Genomic DNA, 18,832 nt, shown 5'->3' with positions numbered 1-18,832 from the left:
CCGTGACGTTTAACGACTGGTCAGAACCGGCCTGTCGGACCGGTCAGAACAGCGCCCGCGCCAGCGACCTGCGCGCCGCCGCCACCCGCGGATCGTCGCCGCCGACGACCTCGAACAGCTCCAACAGCCGCAGCCGTACGGCGTCCCGGTCGTCGCCCGCTGTGCGGCGTACCGTGTCGATGAGCCGCCCGAAGGCGTCCTCCACGTGCCCGCCCACCAGGTCCAGGTCGGCGGCGGCGATCTGCGCCTGCGGGTCGGACGGCTTGTCGGCCGCTTCCTTGCGCACCTGCTGCGGGTCGAGGCCCGACACCCGGTGGAGCAACTCGGCTTGGGCGAGACCCAGTTTGGCCTCCGTGTTGCCCGGGTCGTCGTTCAGCACGTTCCGGTACGCCTGGACGGCACCGCCGAAGTCCCCAGCATCCAGGGCCCGTACGGCGGCTTCGAGGAGTGCGTCGTACGGCCCGACCGGCGCCTCGGGCGCGGACTGGTCGGCACCGCCGGGCTCGCCGTCCGGGTCGACCACCAGGCCGGTCAGACCGAAGCGCTGCTCGGCGACCTGCACCAGCTGGTCCAGGGTCTCCCGGATCTGCGCCTCACCGGCGGCCCCCTGGAAGAGCGGCAGGGCCTGCCCGGCGACGACGGCGAACACCGCCGGGATCCCCTGGATCCCGAACTGCTGCATCAGCATCTGGTTGGCGTCGACGTCGACCTTGGCAAGCAGGAAGCGCCCGTTGTACTCGACGGCGAGCCGCTCCAGCACCGGGCTCAGCTGCTTGCAGGGCTCACACCACTCGGCCCAGAAGTCGATGACGACTGGCACCTCGGCGGACCGCTGCAGAACATCCTGCTCGAACCCTGCTTCATCGACGTCGATGACGAGATCGGCCGGGGAGAGCGCGCCCGCCCCGCCGCCCTGTCGGGCCGCTTCGGCGCGCGCCTGCTCCGCCTTCGCCTTGGCCTCCTGGGCCGCCTTCACCGCGGCGAGGTCGACGACTCCGCTCATGGACATGTTCCGTGGCTGCATGCGTCTATCCTCCCTCGTCCGCGCACCCCTGTGCCCCAAACCCCGGGGGACAACCCCCACACCCCCCGGCCGATGCCCGCGCCGGGCCGTGTCACGCGCCCGGCACCGGGTCCTCACCCCACGCCAGGCACGGTTTCGCTACGGGTCGTAGCGTAATGGCACGGAGTGCCTCCCGGCCAGCACCCCTCGGTGATCTCCCTCACGACCTTGCCCGAACCGTCGGCCGTTAGGGTCAAGGGATGCAGCGCCGCACTCCCGCCCCGCGCGCCGCAGGACGCCCCCGCAGCGCCGCCGCGGACACCGCGATCCTCGCGGCCACCCGGCAGGCCCTGGTGGAGCTCGGCTGGTCGAAGCTCACCCTGGGAGACGTGGCGACGCGGGCCGGGGTTGCAAAAACGACCCTCTATCGCCGCTGGGCCGGCAAGAACGAACTCGTGGTGGACGCGGTCGCCGAACTCTTCGACGAACTACGCCTGCCCGACTGCGGCACCCTGGCCGCCGACATCGAGGGCGTGGTCCTCCGCTTCGCCGCGCTCCTTGAGCACCCTGAGGCCAAGACCGCGCTGATGGCGCTGATCGCCGAGTCGACGACGGACGCCACGCTCCGGACACGTATCCGCGCATCCATCGTCGACCGCCAGAAGCTGCTCGTCCTGGAGGGACGCGCACGTGCCCAGCGTCGCGGGGAACTGCCGACCGAGAGCGACCCCGAAGCCGCGGCCCGCACCGCGGACCTCATCTTCGACGTGATCGCCGGCGCGGTGGTCCACCGGGCCCTGGTGAGCGCGGAGCCCATCGACCCGGAATGGACCCAGGCCTTCACCACGCTCCTGCTGAACGGCCTGACCCCGTCGGCACGGGCCTGACGTTCACCCCTGCCTCCCCACCTTCCCGGCCATGGTCATCCGCCCCCAGCTCGCACCAGACCAGTTTCCCGCGCGGGACGTGCACGCCAAGGGCGTAATGCCCCCACCGGTCAGCCAGCTCTTCCACGATCCCCATCCCGCGCCCCTCTTCACGGTCCGGGCCGCACGGGCGCGGAAGCCGGGGCGGTTCGCCGCTGGTGTCCCACACCGAGAGTCGCAGCCACTTCCCCGAGCGCTTCACCCGGAGGCAGGAGGGCCCGGGGGCGTGCACATGCGCGTTGGTGACCAACTCGGAGGCCAACAGCTCGGCGGTGACAAGGAGTTCACCGAGCCCGTGGGCACGGAGGATCAACCGCAGGGCACCCCTCGCGACACCGACGGCGAGGGGATTGTGCGGGAGGTTGATGCCGTACTCCCAGTCGTCCTCGTTGGTCATGAGGCCTCCGTTCCAAGGAAGATGCGCAACCTGGATGCACACGGTGTGTGTTGATTGCGATACTGACGGTAGAGATAGCGGAGTAGATTTTCTACCCGCTTCCTCGAAAGGGTGACTTTTCAGTTTCCGGAGAGAGGACGAGTTTTGGCGCTCCGCACCAAGATCAGCGAACGACAGCGACGCCTAGGTGCCGAGCTGCGAAGGATCCGCGAGAACGGCGGAGTTAGTACGAATGACGCCGCTGCGGCGACAGGGCTCAGAGCCTCATTCCTGAGCAACATCGAAGCCGGCCGTACGGCCATCGCCACGGAGCGGCTCCGCAACCTGTGCGAACATTACGGGAGTATTTCTACCCCGCACCTTGAGGCCCTGGTTGCCATGTCCGAGTCCAGTGGCAAGGGCTGGTGGAGCGCCTATCAGGAACGGGTCACCCGACACGCGCTCAACCTCGCGGAACTGGAAGCCTGCTCGGTCCACCTGTGCTCGTACGAACCTTTGCTCATCCCGGGCCTGTTCCAGACCGAGGAGTACATCCGGGCCTTGTTCGGAGATGTGAAGCCCAAACACGCCACGACCGAGGACGCCATCGCCTTCAGGTTGGAGCGCCAGCGGATCTTGGTGGGCGAGAACGCCCCGGCTGTACACGCCGTGATCCACGAGGCAGCCCTGCACATGCAATACGGCGGCCCCAGTGTCACCCGCAGGCAGTTGCTGCATCTCATCGAACTGTCGAGACTGCCCAACGTGACCATCCAGGTCTTCCCGTTCCGCGCACGAACCTTCCTGGGCGTCAGCACCCCGTTCCTGTACATGCGACCGCCGGTCGAGGAACTGGCCACTGTCGTACTGGAGCATCCGAACGAGCCGATCTACCGTGACGCACTGGCTCACCTGTCCCAATACCGCGTGCTCTTCGACCGGTTGAAGGAGTCCGCGCTCCCTCCGATCACCCCCTCAACCACAACCGAAGCTCAGGCGGTTCCAAGCTCCCTTCTACTGATCCAGCATCTGCTGTACGACTTCTAGAGAGGCTCTCAGTGCCCCAACTCACCTGGCAGAAGTCGTCGTTCAGCGGCGACGAGTCCGGCAACTGTCTCTATCTCGCCGCTGCCCCCGACGGCACCCTCCGCCTCCGCGAGAGCGACACCCCGGACGAGATCATCGCCACCACGCCCGCACCTCTGGGCCACCTCATACGGGCGGCAAGAGCAGGCCGCTCGCCGTGGCCACCGTACGCAGCAGGTCGTGTGGATAGTGGTGCGGCATCTTGATGCCGGTGCGGCTGGTGAAGAGCGGGCCGCCGTGCGTGCTGTCACGCGGCGGCCGGCGGCGCGGAAGGCAGGCGTTCACGGCCTCGCCGACCAGTGGCGGCAGGGCCACCATGCGGTGGCCGCCCGCGGGATCCGGCAAGCGCAGCATGTCGGCGCCGCGGCCGATGTTTCGCTCGGTGCTCAGGTCGTCGAGGTTGACGGCCAGGAGCGCGCCCGAACGCAGCGCGAGCCCGAGTTGCGGGCGGCGGTGGCATCACATGCCGACAGGTGAACGCACGTTCGCCTGTGGCCCGCACTCGTGTGCGGGCCACAGGCGGTCCGTTTCCTGCTCTTACTGGAGTTCGTGCTCTTACCGGAGGGTGTTTCTGCGGATCACGCGCGCTCAGCGCTGAGCGTTCTCCGGCACCGTGATCTGGTTCTCGCCCCAGCTCATCCGGGTCGTCGCCGTGTAGTTCACCGTCGTGCCCGCGTCGAGACCGACCTCCTGGGCCCTGTCCGACGGTTCGACCAGCACGACCTGCTCAGCGAGCATCGCGCCGGTGGACGGGTCCACGACCAGCCGCTGCTCCACGCTCCCCAGCGGTGTCCGCCCCGTGTCGGGGAACACGACACCGACACCCGCGCGACCCAGCGGATCGGTGACCCGCCCCAGCCCCCGGACGCCGGGCAGTTCCGCCATCACCCGGTACGCGGCCGCCCGGACAGCGGGCTTCACCGGCATCGTGATGAGGTCGGCCGCCTGGCGCAGCACGTAGGCCGTGCGGCCGGCGCTGGTCTCGGCACCCTTGTCCTCCGCGTACGCCTTCTCCAGCTGTCGACGCAACGCCCCGCTGTCGGACGGCAGTTCGCGCAGGTCCTGGTAGGAGACGTTCCGCGGGCCGAGGGCGTAGATCTTGTCGTCGGCGTCCGTCCGCATGACCATCGGCCGCCGGGTTCCCAGCGTGTACCCGAGGGTGCCGCCTTCTTCGTTCGCGGTGTCCTCGATCTGCATCTGCTCGGGTGAGCCGGCGGCCCGCCAGCGCGCCTCGTCCGCCTTCGTGCGGAGGGCGGACACGGCGTCCAGATCGGAGACCATCAGGCTCCGCGTTCCCGGGCGCACACCCACCGACCACTCCGCGGTCGCCGTGCCGCGTACGGCGAAGGGCCGGCCCTTGCCTCCCGCCGCGCTGACGACGTTCACGTCCTCCGAGCGCGTGGTGGTCTGCCAGTACGTTCCCTCGGCGGCCGACGTCTCCGCCTTCTTCGCCACACTGAGCAGTTCGAGGCGGCCGTCGACGCGGACGTCACCCTGGCCGTCCGACGTCGACGAACCCGGCCCCGCGGCAACGGAGGAGGACTGCGGCGGGCCGCCCGGGCGCACGCCCGAAGGTTCCCGGTCGAGCGTGCTCACGACCACCGCGGACGCCGCGACGGCCGCGAGGGCCGCTACGGTCCCGAGCGGCCGGATCCCGCCCCGGAGTCGCTCCGGCACCCGGAAGCGTGCCGCGCGACTCTCCGCAGCTCCGGCCAGGATGCGTGCCAGGTCCTCGCGCTGCCGCCGGGAGCCGGCCAGCCTGGACGGGTCCAGTTCGTCGGGCCGGGCGCCCGCGAGCACCTTCATGACGTCGGGCCGCCCGGACCGTTCGTGGGTGTTCTTCATGTGAGTGCTCCTTTTCGATCACGATCACGATCAGTGCGGCGCGGGGCCAGGGCTCGTGGTGCGGAGTCCGTCTGCTGTGCGGATTCCGGCTTCCGTACGGACACCGGTTTCCGTACGGACACCGGTGTCCGTGCAGAAGCCACCGGTTCCGGTACGGGTGCCGCCGCCCGCACAGGTGCCGTATCCGCCAGGTACGCCGGCTCCAGGGCTTTCTCCAGCCGGCGGCGGGCCCGGTGCAGCCGGACGGTCAGCGTCGCGGTGGTGCAGCCCAGGACCCGTGCGGCCTGCTTGGCGCTCAGCCCCTGCCAGGCGATGAGCGTCAGCAGTTCCCGGTCAGCGTCGGACAGGCTCGCCAGGGCCTGCAGCGCGGCTTCCCGATCGGTCACGTCCGCCGCGACGTCGCCGTCCCCGCTCCGGGCACCGGTGCTGACGAGCCGTGCCTCCTCGGCGGCGAGGGCGTACTGGTGGGCGTCCCGGCGGCGCAGCTCACGCACCAGGTTGCGGGCCACGCCCAACAGCCAGGGCAACGCGGGCTGCGGCATGTCCCTCACCCGCCGCCAGGCGACGGTGAACGTCTCGCTGGTGATGTCCTCCCCTGTCTGCCGTCCCACGAGACTCGTGGTGTAGGCGAGGACGCGCGGATAGCACTCCTCATAGATGTCCCTGAAGCGTTGGGCATGCGTCACGCGCCGTCCCCTTGTATCGGCGTATCGGCTGTCACACCAAGCAATGCGCGCAGCGGCCCACTTCTTACAGGGGGAGCCGAAATCCATGCGATGTGGCCGCATGCCGGGCCCACGTCACGCCTCGGTGTTCCGGCACGGGAACCACCGGCGCCCACCGCCGCTCCCCACCCCGTGGGGCACATCAGGCGCATCGGGCGCATCACTTCCGGCATCCTGCATGCAGAAAGTGCCCTCCGCCTGGACCGACAGAACCCCTCGACAAGGATCATCGGCCCAGCTCAGAAGGCACTCTCGCGTGTACGCCCCGTTTCCGGCCTCAGCCCGGCCGAAACGGCGAGGTCAGAACCCGGCCGGCTCCGTGTACACCCCCCACTCGTCCCGCAGCACACCGCAGATCTCCCCCAACGTGGCTTCGGCGCGTACGGCGTCCAGCATCGGCTCGATCATGTTCGAACCGTCTCGCGCGGCAGCGAGCATCGCGTCCAGAGCGGAGCGCACAGCGGCGTCGTCCCGGGCGGCCTTGCGAGCGCCGAGTTCGCGCACCTGCTCCCGCTCCACCTCGTGGCTGACCCGCAGGATCTCCAGGTCGCCGGTGACGGACCCGGTGTGGACGTTGACCCCCACCACCCGCTTGTCGCCCTTCTCCAGCGCCTTCTGGTACTGGAAGGCCGACTCGGCGATCTCGCCGGTGAACCAGCCGTCCTCGATGCCGCGCAGGATGCCGGAGGTGATGGGACCGATGGGGTGCCGGCCGTCGGGGTGGGCCCGCAGCGCCCGCTCCCTGATCTGGTCGAAGATCTTCTCGGCGTCGGCCTCGATGCGGTCGGTGAGCTGCTCGATGTACCACGAACCGCCCAGCGGATCGGCCACGTTGGCGACGCCGGTCTCCTCCATCAGTACCTGCTGCGTGCGCAGCGCGATCTCCGCCGCCCGCTCGGAGGGCAGGGCGAGCGTCTCGTCCAGGGCGTTGGTGTGCAGGGAGTTGGTGCCGCCCAGCACCGCCGCGAGCGCCTCCACGGCCGTGCGCACGACGTTGTTGTACGGCTGCTGGGCGGTCAGCGAGACACCAGCGGTCTGCGTGTGGAAGCGCAGCCACTGCGCCTTCTCGGACTGCGCCCCGTACACGTCCCGCATCCAGCGCGCCCAGATCCTGCGCGCCGCGCGGAACTTGGCGATCTCCTCGAAGAAGTCGACATGCGCGTCGAAGAAGAAGGACAGACCGGGCGCGAAGACGTCGACGTCGAGCCCGCGACTGAGTCCCAGCTCCACGTATCCGAAGCCGTCAGCCAGCGTGTACGCCAGCTCCTGCGCGGCCGTGGAGCCGGCCTCGCGGATGTGGTACCCGGAGACGGACAGCGGCTTGTACGCGGGGATCCCGGCGGCGCAGTGCTCCATGAGGTCGCCGATCAGGCGCAGATGGGGCTCCGGCTGGAAGAGCCACTCCTTCTGCGCGATGTACTCCTTGAAGATGTCGGTCTGGAGGGTCCCGTTGAGCACGCCCGGATCCACACCCTGCCGCTCGGCGGCGACGAGGTACATGCAGAAGACGGGCACGGCCGGCCCGCTGATGGTCATGGACGTGGTCACGTCCCCCAGCGGGATGTCCTTGAACAGGACCTCCATGTCGGCCGCCGAGTCGATGGCGACCCCGCAGTGCCCGACCTCGCCGAGCGAGCGCGGGTCGTCGGAGTCCCGGCCCATGAGGGTCGGCATGTCGAAGGCCACGGACAGCCCGCCGCCGCCGTTGGCGAGGATCTTCTTGTAGCGCTCGTTGGTCTGCTCGGCGTTGCCGAACCCGGCGAACTGCCGGATGGTCCAGGTGCGCCCCCGGTAGCCGGTCGCGTACAGACCTCGGGTGAAGGGGTACTCACCCGGCCACCCGATCCGCCCGAAGCCCTCGTACCGGTCCCCCGGCCGCGGCCCGTACACCGGCTCCACCGGATCTCCGGAGAGCGTGGTGAAGTCCGCCTCACGCTTGCGTGCGGCGTCGTACCGGGCCTGCCAGCGTCGGCGGCCCCCTTCGATGGCGTCAGCGTCCATACCTCCAATTTACTAGGACGTCCTAGTAAATGTCGACGGCAGACCGCCGTACGTGTCCCGTACGGCGGAGTGGAACCGGACACATTCATGCGTCGGCGACCATCGTGTATGCGTCAACGGCCACCGTTCACGCGTCGGTGACCACCGCGGCGACCACCGCTTACGCCTTGGCGGCCCCCTTTACGCCTCGGCGGCCACCGCCCAAGCGCCGGCGGCCGGCGCTTACGCCTTGGCGGCCACCGGAGTGCCGTCGGCGATCTTCGCCTCCAGCTCACGGGTGACCTTGCGCTCCACGAAGAAGGCGGCCGTGGGGATGGTCCCCGCCAGCAGCACCCACACCTGCTTGGCGACCGGCCACTTCGCCTTGGAGCCGAGGTCGAACGCGAAGACCAGGTAGACGACGTACAGCCAGCCGTGCGCGATACCCACGACGCGGGTGAAGCTGTCGGCGCCGTCCATGTCGAGCAGGTACTTGGCGATCACACCGAGGGTCAGCAGGACCAGCAGCACACCGGTGACGTAGGCCATGACGCGATAGCGGGTCAGCACGCTCTTTTTCATGCGTACGAGCGTAACCACGCACTCCGGGAGATCTTGCCCCGGGATGCTCCTGACGGTCAGTCCCCGTCGAAGTCGTGCGCGGACACCCGCAGCGGCCTGAGCATCGCGAAGAGCTCGCCGCACTCCTCGGCGTCGTACGCCCCGAGCCCGAAGTCCATCGCCATCAGGTCGCGGGTGGCCTCCTCGACGACCTCGCGGCCCTTGTCCGTGATGACGGCGAGGGTGCCGCGGCCGTCGTTGGGGTTGGGCTTCCTGGCCACCAAACCCGACTTCACCAGCCGGTCCACCGTGTTCGTCACGGACGTGGGGTGCACCATGAGCCGCTCGCCGATCTTGGACATGGTCAGCTCGCCGGCCTTGGAGAAGGTGAGCAGCACCAGCGCCTCGTACCGCGCGAACGTCAGTCCGTACGGCTTGACGACCGCGTCGACCTCGGCGAGCAGGATCTGGTGCGCCCGCATGATCGAGGTGATCGCGGCCATGGAGGGCACGTTTCCCCAACGCTGCTTCCAGAGTTCGTCGGCGCGCGCGATGGGATCGAAGGGAAGACTGAGCGGCTTCGGCACGCCTCGACCTTACCGGCCGGTCACATGCCGGTCAGCTCCGTCTCGCCTTTCGGTCGGCGGCACCGGAAAGCGGCCGGGCACGGCTCTACTCCGCCGGCCGCGCCAGATACGTCTCCACCGTCTCCACCTTGGAGGTGAGGCCGTCCGTCACTCCGGGGCGGATGTCCGCCTTGAGGACCAGCGACACGCGTGGCGCCCGTGCCTCCACGGCCGCCACGGCACGCCTGACGACGTCCATGACCTCGTCCCACTCGCCCTCGACCGAGGTGAACATCGCGTCGGTGCGGTTCGGCAGGCCCGATTCGCGGACGACCCGGACGGCGTCGGCGACGTACTCCCCCACGTCCTCACCGACCCCGAGCGGCGTCACGGAGAATGCGACGATCATGCGCCGACCGCCCCTTCCTTCGCCTGGCGGGCGCGGGAGGCGATGACCGCGTCCTCGGCCTCGCGCCGCAGCTTGCGCTCGGCGAAGAAGCCGCCGGTGGGCAGTACGGAGAGGACGAAGTACAGGGCGGCGGTCTTCAGGGGCCACTTCGTACGGTTCCAGGCGTCCGCCCAGAAGATCACGTACAGGATGAAGAGAACGCCGTGGATCATGCCCATCGCGGGGACCGCGTTGAACTCCGTGGTCCGCTTCAGTACCGAGCAGACCAGCAGGAGGAGGAAGGAGACGGCCTCGGGGGCGGAGACCAGGCGGAGGCGGCGGAGGGCGGTGGCGGTCTTGATGTCCACGGGTCACCTTCGGTGGGAGATCGGCGGGAGATCGGCGCAGTTCGGTGGGAAAGACGTCAGACGGTTTGTGAAGGGAAGCACAAAGGCTCGCCCATTGTGGCAAACGGCTCCCCGGGGCGAGCGACGACCCCCTAAGGGCACGATCAGGGTCTCTCTCCACCCGTAGGACCTGTCGGCGGAGCCTTCCGGCGGCTACCTTCGCTCCGTGGCGATGTTCCGACTTCAAGGCAGCAAGGTGCTGGCCGTCGACATGACCGGGGACGCCGTAAAGGCGAAGAACGGCTCGATGGTGGCGTACGACGGGCAGATGGACTTCAAGAAACTCAGCGGCGGCGGTGAGGGCATCCGGGGGATGGTGACCCGGCGGATCACCGGCGAGCAGATGACTCTGATGGAGGTGAAGGGGCACGGCACCTGCTGGTTCGCGGACCGGGCCTCGGAGATCAACCTCGTCGCCCTCCAGGGCGACAAGCTCTACGTGGAGTCGAGCAACCTGCTCGCGACGGACTCGGGCCTGCGCACGGGCACGTCGTTCACGGGGGTGCGCGGGGCCTCGCAGGGCAACGGGCTGTTCACGACGACGATCGAGGGGCACGGACAGGCCGCGCTCATGTCGGACGGGCCGGCGGTCGTGCTGCGGGTCAGCGCGCAGTATCCGCTGACCGTCGACCCGGGAGCGTACATCGCCCACCAGGGGAACCTGCGGCAGTCCTTCCAGTCCGGTGTGACGTTCCGTACGTTCATGGGCGAGGGCGGCGGCGAGGCCTTCCAGATCCGCTTCGAGGGGGACGGTCTGGTGTACGTCCAGCCGAGCGAGCGGAACACGATCGCGGGGGACGTGTGACATGGCCTTGCGTGAGATCAACTCCAAGATCGTCGAGGCGACCGTCCTGCCCGGGCAGCGGCTGTTCAGCCAGCGCGGGGCGATGCTCGCCTACCGGGGCGAGGTGTCCTTCACCCCGAACATCCAGGGCGGCCAGGGCGGGGTCATGTCGATGATCGGCCGCCGGGTGGCGAACGAGGCGACGCCCCTGATGTCCGTCGAGGGCAGCGGCACCGTGCTGTTCGGGCACGGCGGCCACCATGTCCAGGTGATCGGCCTGACCGGCGACACGCTCTACGTGGAGGCGGACCGGCTGCTCGCCTTCGAGGGCACGCTGGAGCAGGGCACGATGTTCATGGGCTCCCAGGGCGGCGTCATGGGCATGGTCCGTGGCCAGGTCACCGGCCAGGGACTGTTCACGACCACCCTGCGCGGACACGGCTCGGTGGCGGTGATGGCGCACGGCGGGGTCATCGAGGTCCCGATCACCCCGCAGCGCCCGGTCCATGTCGACCCGCAGGCGTACGTCGCCCACCACGGCGACGTACGCAACAAGCTGTCCACCGCGCTGGGCTGGCGGGACATGGTGGGCCGTGGCTCCGGCGAGGCGTTCCAGCTGGAGCTCAGCGGCAACGGCTCGGTGTACGTCCAGGCCTCGGAGGAGAAGCTGTGAGCATGTACGGGGCTCCGGGCGGCGGCCCGACGGTCTACGACCCGATGACGCTGCCGGTCGACGACAACGTCAACAACTACACCTTCTGCGTGGAGCTCAAGGGGAGCCAGTGGTTCCTGCAGAAGGGGAAGATGATCGCCTACTACGGCCAGATGGAGTTCAACGGCATCGGGCACGGCCGGCTGGACCGTCTTGTCCGTACGTCCTTCCATTCGCCTCTGCACGCGAGTGACTGGGTCGTGGCGGGTGGCTCGGGCAAGATGCTGCTCGCCGACCGGGCCTTCGACGTGAACTCCTACGACCTGGAGAACGGCAATCTGACCATTCGCTCGGGCAACCTGCTCGCTTTTCAGCCAAGTCTTGCCCTCAAACAGTCGATCGTGCCGGGTTTTCTGACACTCATCGGAACCGGAAAGTTCGTGGCGGCTTCCAACGGCCCCGTGGTGTTCATGGAACCCCCGATCCGGGTGGACCCGCAGGCCCTCGTCGGCTGGGCCGACTGCCCCTCGCCGTGCCATCACTACGACCACGGTTACATGACCGGCCTGATGGGCGGTCTCCGTGCGATGACAGGCCTCGGTGGGGCTTCCGGGGAGGAGCACCAGTTCGAGTTCGTCGGGGCCGGTACGGTCCTCCTCCAGTCGTCGGAGGCACTCATGGCCGAGCAGGCCACGGGGGCGGTGCCACAGGAGGCCGGAGTGCCCGGCGGCGGAGGCCCCACGGGCCACTCACCGCAGGCGGGGGCACCGCGCCTTCCCGGACAGCTGGGAGACCTCCAGCGCCGCTTCGGTCTGTGAGCGGTATTCTGCGGAGTGTGACGTCGAACGGGCGCGCGTCGCCGTCAGCACCCTCCCGCTAGTTCACCTTTCAACTTTTTAGGTAGACTTCATTCATGGAGACCGAGACGGCCACGCGCTGGCTGACCGATGCGGAGCAGTGCGCCTGGCGCACCCACCTGGATGTCAACAGGCTGTTGACGTACCAGCTCGAAAAGGACCTGCAGCCGTTCGGCCTGACGATGAACGACTACGAGATCCTGGTGAATCTCTCCGAGTCGGAGGGCGTACGGATGCGGATGAGCGACCTCGCGTCCGCCACCCTCCAGTCGAAGAGCCGCCTCTCCCACCAGATCACCCGGATGGAGAACGCGGACCTTGTACGGCGGGAGAACTGCGAGTCGGACCGCCGGGGTCTGTTCGCGGTCCTCACCGAGCACGGCATGGAGACGATGAAGAAGGTCGCGCCTCACCATGTGGCGTCCGTGCGGAGGCACTTCGTCGACCTGGTGTCCCCCGACGCCCTGACGGAACTCGACAAGTCCCTGAAGCCCATCGCGGAACACCTCCGCGGGCAGCGGGGACGCCCGTAACCCGGACGGACGTGACCCGGACGGACGTGACCCGGACGGGCCTACCGGACGGACGCTAAGTGAGCGGCAGGCGGAGTTCGAACAGGGCTCCGCCTGCCGGCGCGTCCCGGACCGTGAGGGCGCCGCCGTGCCGTACGGCGACATCCCGGGCGATGGCGAGCCCGAGACCGGCGCCGCCGTCGTCCCGGCTGCGGGCGTCGTCGAGCCGTACGAACCGCTCGAAGATCCGCTCCCGGTCCCCCTCGGGCACCCCGTCCCCGTCGTCGGCGACCTCGGCCACGGCCCACTCCGCCGTCCGCCGCACGGTCAGGGTGATCTCCGACCGGGCGTGCCGCCGCGCGTTGTCCAGCAGGTTGGTGAGCAGTCGCCCCAGCTGCCCCCGGGAGCCGGCCGCCTCCACCGCCTCTGCCGCCCGTACGGTCACGTCCGGCCGCCCGGCCGCCGCCTCCCGCGCGAGCGCGGCGAGGTCGCACCGCGCGCCGCCGGGCCGCTCCCCCGCGTCCAGCCGGGCGAGCAGCAGCAGGTCGGCGGCGAGGCGTTGCAGTCGTACGGTGTCCTCGACCGCCCCTTCCACGTCCAGCAGGCCGGGGTGGGCGGCGCCCACTTCGAGCTGGGTGCGGAGGCTGGCGATCGGGCTGCGCAGCTCGTGCGAGGCGTCGGCGACGAACCGGCGCTGGCGCTCCACCGAGGCCTCCAGGACGGCCAGCGTCTCGTTGGTGGTGCGGGCGAGGCGGGCCACCTCGTCGTGCGTGTCCGGCACCGGGACGCGCCGCCCCAGGTCCTCGGAGGCGGTGATCGCGGCCATCTCGCCGCGGATGCCCTCCACCGGACGCAGGGCGCGTCGGGTGACCAGCGAGGTCACCGCGGCGACGACGGCGAGCAGCAGCGGGAAGCCGGTCAGCATCACGGTCAGCGCGGTGCTCACCGCACCCTGTTCGGCGGAGAGCGGGGCGCCGGCGTAGACGGTGAGCCGGCCCTGCTTCTCGGACGCCACCTTCACGGCCGCGAAGCGGTAGTCGGTGGTGTCCTTGTCGATGGTCGCGGAGCCGTGGGTGAAGGTGGTGGAGTCGTCGATCTCGCCAGGTTCCAGCTGGTCGTCGGCGTCGTGGGGGTCGTCGCCGCTGTCCTCGCCGGCGTCGGGTGCGGAGGCGGCCGGCGCCTGCGGCCGTACGGCGTCCGTGCCCGTGCCGGTGATCCGCTCCAGGTCCTTGGAGGCCGCCAGCAGGGTGCCGTCGTCGTCGACGATCTGGACCGGCTCCTCGCCCGCCTCCAGGGACAGCTGGTGGGCCGTCTTCCCCGCGGACAGATGGCCGGCGACCATGCGCGCGGTGTGCTCCGCCTGGGTCCCGGCCTGGCCGAGCAGGTTGGAACGCAGCGACAGCAGCACGGACGCCCCGGCGGCGACCAGCGCCACCGCGACGACGAGGGAGGCGGCGAGGGTCGCCCGGGCCCGTACGGAACCGAGCAGGCGTCTCATCGCTGATCCGCCTCCAGCCGGTAACCGGCGCCGCGGACCGTCCGGATGAGCCCGGCCCGCAGCTTGCGCCGGAGGGTGCTGACGTACACCTCGACGATGTTCGGATCCCCGTCGTACGCGTGGTCCCAGACGTGCTCCAGGATGCCGGCCTTGGACACCACCTCGCCGGGCCGCAGCACCAACTGCTCCAGGACGGCGAACTCCTTCGCGGTGAGCGTCACTTCGTCGTCGGCGAGGAACACCCGGTGGGCGGCGGTGTCGACCTTGAGGTCGCCGTGGACGCGCACGGGAGAGACCCCGGCGCCGCCCTGCCCGCCCCGTCGGAGCAGGGCCTTGACGCGGGCGACGAGGACGACGTACGAGAACGGCTTGGTGAGGTAGTCGTCGGCGCCGGTGTCCAGGCCCTCCGCCTCGTCGTACTCGCCGTCCTTGGCGGTGAGCATCAGGATCGGGACCTCGTGCCCGGCGGCGCGCAGGGCGGCGCAGACGCGGTAGCCGTTGAGGCCGGGCAGCATGATGTCGAGGATCACGAGGTCGTACGGCCCCTCGGTGGCCCGGTGCAGGCCCTCCCGTCCGTCGTGGACGACGTCGACGGCGTACCCCTCGGCGGTCAGCCCCTTGGCGAGCGACAGGGCCAGCCGCTTTTCGTCTTCGACGATCAACAAGCGCATACGTCACAGTGTCGCAAAGCCGAGGTCAACGACCCGGGGACGAAGTCCCGGGTTTGCACAGCGGGCGCCACTGGTTGTGGTGCTGCGCTTGCGTCCGGTCCCGCCCTCGGGTTTCGGGGGTGGGTCTGGGGCGGTTGACTGCGCCCCGCGTCGCCACAACTCTTCCGCGCGGGCACGGATGTTGCGGGAGCTGTTCCGGTCTGCGTGATCAACGAATCCGCAGGACCGGCACGCGAACCAGGCCTGGGAGACCCGGTTCGCCTTGTCGATGTGGCCGCATTCGGTGCAGGTGCGTGATGTGTACGCCGGATCGACGTACACCACCGGCACCCCGGCCTTCCTGGCCTTGTACGCGATGAACTGCCCCAGCTGGGCAAACGACCAGCTGGAGTGGGCGGCCCGTTGGGGCTTGCGAAGCCGTACCCTCTCGCGGATGCCCGTCAGTTCTTCGAGGGCGATGCCGCGCGAGGTGCGTTCTGCCTCGGCCACCACATGTTTCGCGATCTTGTGGTTGATGTCCTTCGCCCGCCGTGCTTCCTTGCGCCTGCGTTTCTTCAGCCGGCGTTTGGCGGAGGGGGTGTTCTTGCGTTGCAGTTTGGTGCGCAGGGTGCGTTCGCGCAGCCGTCCCCGGTTCAGGGTGCGTCCGGCCATGATCTGGCCGTCACTCGTGGTGGCGATGTTCACGATCCCCAGGTCGATGCCGAGGAAGCTGTCCGGGTCGGTGTTCGGTTCGGTTTCGGGGATCTCGCAGGTGGCGTTCAGGAACCACATGCCGTCCCGACAGAGCAGGTCGGACTCGCCCTTGCGGTACAGCGCCAGAGTGGCCAGTTGCTCCGGGGAGGCGGTGAACGCCACCCCCTTCATCCGCCCGGACAGGGTCCAGACGGAGACGGTCCGCTCGGTGATCTGCCAGGACAGCATTCGGTCGTCATAGGGCTGCGCGCCCTCGGGCCGGAAGGTGACCGGTTTCCCGGTGGCCCGCCGGTACCGCTTCGACCACGGCTTGCCCAGGTTTCCGGCCTTCAGGTTCGCCGCCAGTGTGCGGTAGGCGTCACAGGTCTTCTTGATGACGTGCTGAGCGGCCTGCGCGCCCAGCCCCCACCGCTGCCTGACCTCGGTGTAGGTGTGCTCACGCAACGCGAAGTTCCGCTTCACATCCTTGGCGAAGGCCACCTCGGACACCCAGCACGCCGCCTCGTTGCAGGAGCGCAGGGTCGCCTCAAGCGCCGCCGCCTGTACGGGCGTCGGCAACAGCTTGACCTGCACCACCAGCTTCATGACACCCGAACCTAAACAACCGCCCGCACACACAGACGCCTTCCGCACACCCACCCCACCATCCAGCGACCCACCGACCGCACGTTCGATACTGCCCCGGCTCCGCCCGACAGCCCCTGCGGGCACTCCGCGCCCGAACCCCCGGACACTGCGACGCTCCGCGTCGCCAACACACGATGCGATTTCGCAAGAATCTCGCTGAAGATCACTTCAGGCTGGGAGTTCCTCGCCCGCCGCACCGGCCCGTCTGCCCCTGCCCCTCCGCCCGTCCGTCCGTCCCTGCCCGTCCGTCCCCGCCCGGGTATCCCTCCGTCATCCCTCCGTCAGCCCCGCCACCAGCTCGTCCGCCGCCCGGTACGGGTCCAGCTCTCCCGCCACGATCCGCTCCGCCAGCGCGCTGAGACGCCGGTCGCCGTGGAGGTCGCCGATCCGCTCCCGCAGGGTGGTGACGGCGATGGCTTCCACCTCGTGCGCGGCCCGGGCCCGCCGGCGCTCGGACAGGACTCCCCGGCCCTCCATCCACGCCCGGTGTTTCTCCAGGGCCTCGACGACCTCCTCGACGCCCTCACCCCGTGCGGCGACCGTCTTGACGATCGGAGGGCGCCAGTCGCCGGGGTCGCGGGACTCGCCCAGGCCGAGCATGTGGTTCAGCTCGCGGGCGGTCGCGTCGGCGCCGTCCCGGTCGGCCTTGTTGACGACGTACACGTCGCCGATCTCCAGGATGCCGGCCTTGGCCGCCTGGATGCCGTCGCCCATGCCAGGGGCCAGGAGGACGACCGACGTGTCAGCCTGGGAGGCGATCTCCACCTCCGACTGGCCGACGCCGACCGTCTCCACCAGGACCACGTCGCAGCCCGCCGCGTCCAGGACCCGGATCGCCTGCGGGGCGGCCCAGGCCAGGCCGCCCAGGTGGCCTCGGGTGGCCATGGAGCGGATATAGACGCCCGGATCGGACGCGTGTTCGGACATGCGGACCCGGTCACCCAGCAGCGCCCCGCCGGAGAACGGCGAGGACGGGTCGACGGCCAGGACGCCGACCCGCTTGCCCTGCTTGCGGTACGCGGTCACCAGGGCGGAGGTCGACGTGGACTTGCCCACGCCCGGCGAACCCGTCAGCCCCACCACGTACGCCCCGCCCGTCAACGGGGCCAGCGTCGCCATGACCTCCCTGAGCTGCGGGGACGCCCCCTCCACCAGGGAGATCAGCCGGGCGACGGCCCGGGGCCGGCCTTCCCTGGCCTGGGCGACCAGCGAGGAGACGTCCTGCATCACAGCTCCGTTCAGCGAAACCAGAGAGAGGCCAGAGAAAGGCCAGAGAAAGGCCGGAGAGAGGCCAGAAAGAGGCCTGGCCGGAGAGAGGTCGGAGAGAGGTCGAACCGAGGTCGTACAACCCCCTCAGGGCCTCGGAACCCGCACGATCAGCGCGTCACCCTGACCGCCGCCACCGCACAGCGCCGCCGCACCCACGCCACCACCGCGCCGCTTCAGCTCCAGCGCCAGGTGCAGCACGAGACGGGCGCCGGACATGCCGATCGGGTGGCCGAGGGCGATGGCACCACCGTTGACGTTCACCTTTTCGGTGGAAACCCCGAGGTCTTTCATTGACTGGACCGCGACCGCCGCGAAGGCCTCGTTGATCTCGATCAGGTCGAGGTCCGAGACCTCCAGGCCCTCCTTCTTCAGGGCGTGGACGATCGCGTTCGACGGCTGGGACTGGAGGGAGTTGTCCGGGCCCGCCACATTGCCGTGCGCGCCGATCTCCGCGATCCACTCCAGGCCGAGCTCCTGCGCCTTGGCCTTGCTCATCACGACGACCGCGGCGGCACCGTCGGAGATCTGCGAGGCCGACCCCGCGGTGATCGTGCCGTCCTTCGCGAAGGCCGGGCGCAGCTTGCCCAGCGACTGGGCCGTGGTCTCGGCGCGGATGCCCTCGTCCCCGCTGAAGACGACCGGCTCGCCCTTGCGCTGCGGGATCTCCACCGGGGTGATCTCCGCCTCGAACAGGCCGTTCTTCTGGGCGGCGGCGGCGCGCTGGTGGGACAGGGCCGCGAACTCGTCCTGCTCGGGGCGCTGGATGCCGAGGCGGGTGTTGTGCTTCTCCGTGGACTCGCCCATGGCGATGTTCTCGAAGGCGTCGGTGAGCCCGTCGTACGCCATGGCGTCGAGCATCTCGATCGCGCCGTACTTGAAGCCCTCGCGGGACTTCGGCAGCAGGTGGGGGGCGTTGGTCATGGACTCCTGGCCGCCCGCGACGATCACATCGAACTCACCCGCGCGGATCAGCTGATCGGCCAGCGCGATGGCGTCGAGGCCGGACAGACAGACCTTGTTGACGGTGAGCGCCGGGACGCTCATCGGGATACCGGCCTTGACCGCGGCCTGACGTGCCGGGATCTGCCCTGCCCCGGCCTGGAGCACCTGGCCCATGATCACGTACTGCACCTGGTCGCCACCGATTCCCGCACGGTCGAGGGCGGCCTTGATCGCGAAGCCGCCGAGGTCGGCTCCCGAGAAGGACTTCAGCGAGCCCAGCAACCGCCCCATGGGCGTCCGGGCGCCCGCGACGATCACCGAGGTACTGCCGTTCGATCCAGTCATGAGCTGCGATCCCCTTACCGGCCCGCACAGGCCGCGGAGTGAACGAGGGTTTACTTCGAATGTACTGAGCGGTAGCACACTCCGTCATCCGGCTGTCGGTGTGATCGCGCGCACCTTGC

The 18,832-nt window shown here is 69.5% G+C and carries 22 protein-coding genes and 1 pseudogene; 9 read left to right on the top strand and 14 right to left on the bottom strand.

The annotated features are described in order from the left end of the window. Window positions 1-43: 43 nt before the first annotated feature. Window positions 44-1,024 carry a tetratricopeptide repeat protein gene (locus tag M2271_RS26675; RefSeq protein WP_280889867.1) on the bottom strand — a complete coding sequence of 327 codons (981 nt, stop codon included), beginning with the start codon at window positions 1,022-1,024 and terminating at the stop codon, window positions 44-46. A gap of 239 nt (window positions 1,025-1,263) precedes the next feature. On the opposite strand from M2271_RS26675, the gene M2271_RS26670 reads away from it, so the two are divergent. Beyond that, complete coding sequence (locus M2271_RS26670) at window positions 1,264-1,890, top strand: TetR/AcrR family transcriptional regulator (RefSeq protein ID WP_280889866.1); 627 nt, start codon at window positions 1,264-1,266, stop codon at window positions 1,888-1,890. On the opposite strand, the gene M2271_RS26665 is transcribed toward M2271_RS26670, so the two are convergent. Further along, window positions 1,844-2,326, bottom strand: coding sequence for an ATP-binding protein (locus M2271_RS26665; protein WP_280889865.1), 483 nt, complete (start codon window positions 2,324-2,326; stop codon window positions 1,844-1,846). The two genes, M2271_RS26670 and M2271_RS26665, sit on opposite strands and share 47 nt — an antisense overlap. A 111-nt stretch (window positions 2,327-2,437) precedes the next feature. Here M2271_RS26665 and M2271_RS26660 point away from each other — a divergent pair. The 4 genes and pseudogenes from M2271_RS26660 to M2271_RS26645 form a co-directional block, all read left to right on the top strand. Next, window positions 2,438-2,665: pseudogene (locus M2271_RS26660) on the top strand (helix-turn-helix transcriptional regulator); the annotation flags it as partial. A 39-nt stretch (window positions 2,666-2,704) separates the two neighbouring features. Continuing rightward, on the top strand, window positions 2,705-3,352 hold the full coding sequence (locus tag M2271_RS26655; RefSeq protein ID WP_280889895.1) for a DUF5753 domain-containing protein: 648 nt from the start codon (window positions 2,705-2,707) through the stop codon (window positions 3,350-3,352). An 11-nt stretch (window positions 3,353-3,363) separates the two neighbouring features. Further along, a complete protein-coding gene (locus M2271_RS26650; RefSeq protein ID WP_280889864.1) occupies window positions 3,364-3,597 on the top strand; it encodes a DUF397 domain-containing protein in 234 nt (77 codons plus the stop codon). After that, complete coding sequence (locus M2271_RS26645; protein ID WP_280889863.1) at window positions 3,572-3,868, top strand: hypothetical protein; 297 nt, start codon at window positions 3,572-3,574, stop codon at window positions 3,866-3,868. Before M2271_RS26650 ends, M2271_RS26645 begins: the two co-directional genes overlap by 26 nt. Before the next feature lie 111 nt (window positions 3,869-3,979). Here M2271_RS26645 and M2271_RS26640 read toward each other — a convergent pair whose 3' ends face one another. From M2271_RS26640 to M2271_RS26610, 7 genes are all read right to left on the bottom strand, one after another. Then, window positions 3,980-5,236 (bottom strand): CU044_5270 family protein, encoded by a 1,257-nt coding sequence (locus M2271_RS26640; protein WP_280889862.1) that lies wholly within the window; start codon window positions 5,234-5,236, stop codon window positions 3,980-3,982. Then, window positions 5,233-5,922: a sigma-70 family RNA polymerase sigma factor gene (locus M2271_RS26635; protein ID WP_280889861.1), complete on the bottom strand. Its 690-nt coding sequence runs from the start codon at window positions 5,920-5,922 to the stop codon at window positions 5,233-5,235. Before M2271_RS26635 ends, M2271_RS26640 begins: the two co-directional genes overlap by 4 nt. 339 nt (window positions 5,923-6,261) lie before the next feature. Then, window positions 6,262-7,962 (bottom strand): methylmalonyl-CoA mutase family protein, encoded by a 1,701-nt coding sequence (locus M2271_RS26630; protein WP_280889860.1) that lies wholly within the window; start codon window positions 7,960-7,962, stop codon window positions 6,262-6,264. A 222-nt stretch (window positions 7,963-8,184) separates the two neighbouring features. Next, the gene (locus M2271_RS26625) at window positions 8,185-8,523 is read right to left on the bottom strand and encodes a DUF3817 domain-containing protein (protein ID WP_280889859.1); all 339 of its coding nucleotides are present in this window, start codon (window positions 8,521-8,523) and stop codon (window positions 8,185-8,187) included. A 56-nt stretch (window positions 8,524-8,579) separates the two neighbouring features. After that, the gene (locus tag M2271_RS26620) at window positions 8,580-9,089 is read right to left on the bottom strand and encodes a MarR family transcriptional regulator (RefSeq protein ID WP_280889858.1); all 510 of its coding nucleotides are present in this window, start codon (window positions 9,087-9,089) and stop codon (window positions 8,580-8,582) included. An 85-nt stretch (window positions 9,090-9,174) separates the two neighbouring features. Next, window positions 9,175-9,477, bottom strand: a complete 303-nt coding sequence (locus M2271_RS26615; RefSeq protein ID WP_280889857.1) for an MTH1187 family thiamine-binding protein — start codon at window positions 9,475-9,477, stop codon at window positions 9,175-9,177. Further along, window positions 9,474-9,824, bottom strand: coding sequence for a DUF3817 domain-containing protein (locus M2271_RS26610; protein ID WP_280889856.1), 351 nt, complete (start codon window positions 9,822-9,824; stop codon window positions 9,474-9,476). The genes M2271_RS26615 and M2271_RS26610 overlap by 4 nt, the downstream gene beginning before the upstream one ends. Window positions 9,825-10,035: 211 nt before the next feature. Here M2271_RS26610 and M2271_RS26605 point away from each other — a divergent pair, with 211 nt between their 5' ends. The 4 genes from M2271_RS26605 to M2271_RS26590 all read left to right on the top strand — a co-directional run bounded on the left by M2271_RS26605 (window position 10,036) and on the right by M2271_RS26590 (window position 12,689). Further along, window positions 10,036-10,668 carry an AIM24 family protein gene (locus M2271_RS26605; protein ID WP_280889894.1) on the top strand — a complete coding sequence of 211 codons (633 nt, stop codon included), beginning with the start codon at window positions 10,036-10,038 and terminating at the stop codon, window positions 10,666-10,668. 1 nt (window position 10,669) lies between these two features. Next, window positions 10,670-11,320: an AIM24 family protein gene (locus M2271_RS26600; protein WP_280889855.1), complete on the top strand. Its 651-nt coding sequence runs from the start codon at window positions 10,670-10,672 to the stop codon at window positions 11,318-11,320. 2 nt (window positions 11,321-11,322) lie between these two features. Next, complete coding sequence (locus tag M2271_RS26595) at window positions 11,323-12,117, top strand: AIM24 family protein (RefSeq protein WP_280889893.1); 795 nt, start codon at window positions 11,323-11,325, stop codon at window positions 12,115-12,117. A gap of 95 nt (window positions 12,118-12,212) precedes the next feature. Next, window positions 12,213-12,689, top strand: a complete 477-nt coding sequence (locus tag M2271_RS26590; protein ID WP_280889854.1) for a MarR family transcriptional regulator — start codon at window positions 12,213-12,215, stop codon at window positions 12,687-12,689. Window positions 12,690-12,744: 55 nt separating this feature from the next. Here M2271_RS26590 and M2271_RS26585 read toward each other — a convergent pair whose 3' ends face one another. From M2271_RS26585 to M2271_RS26565, 5 genes are all read right to left on the bottom strand, one after another. Then, window positions 12,745-14,166: a HAMP domain-containing sensor histidine kinase gene (locus M2271_RS26585; RefSeq protein ID WP_280889853.1), complete on the bottom strand. Its 1,422-nt coding sequence runs from the start codon at window positions 14,164-14,166 to the stop codon at window positions 12,745-12,747. After that, the gene (locus M2271_RS26580; RefSeq protein ID WP_280889852.1) at window positions 14,163-14,837 is read right to left on the bottom strand and encodes a response regulator transcription factor; all 675 of its coding nucleotides are present in this window, start codon (window positions 14,835-14,837) and stop codon (window positions 14,163-14,165) included. The genes M2271_RS26585 and M2271_RS26580 overlap by 4 nt, the downstream gene beginning before the upstream one ends. 3 nt (window positions 14,838-14,840) lie before the next feature. Then, the gene (locus tag M2271_RS26575) at window positions 14,841-16,115 is read right to left on the bottom strand and encodes a transposase (protein WP_280889851.1); all 1,275 of its coding nucleotides are present in this window, start codon (window positions 16,113-16,115) and stop codon (window positions 14,841-14,843) included. A gap of 312 nt (window positions 16,116-16,427) precedes the next feature. Further along, complete coding sequence (gene meaB / locus M2271_RS26570; RefSeq protein WP_280889850.1) at window positions 16,428-17,384, bottom strand: methylmalonyl Co-A mutase-associated GTPase MeaB; 957 nt, start codon at window positions 17,382-17,384, stop codon at window positions 16,428-16,430. 126 nt (window positions 17,385-17,510) lie between these two features. Then, the gene (locus M2271_RS26565) at window positions 17,511-18,713 is read right to left on the bottom strand and encodes an acetyl-CoA C-acetyltransferase (RefSeq protein ID WP_280889849.1); all 1,203 of its coding nucleotides are present in this window, start codon (window positions 18,711-18,713) and stop codon (window positions 17,511-17,513) included. Window positions 18,714-18,832: the final 119 nt, after the last annotated feature.

This window comes from Streptomyces sp. LBL (assembly GCF_029893585.1).
Classification (GTDB): domain Bacteria; phylum Actinomycetota; class Actinomycetes; order Streptomycetales; family Streptomycetaceae; genus Streptomyces.
Note: the sequence above shows the minus strand (reverse complement) of the source record. Positions and strands in the feature narration are given on the sequence as shown.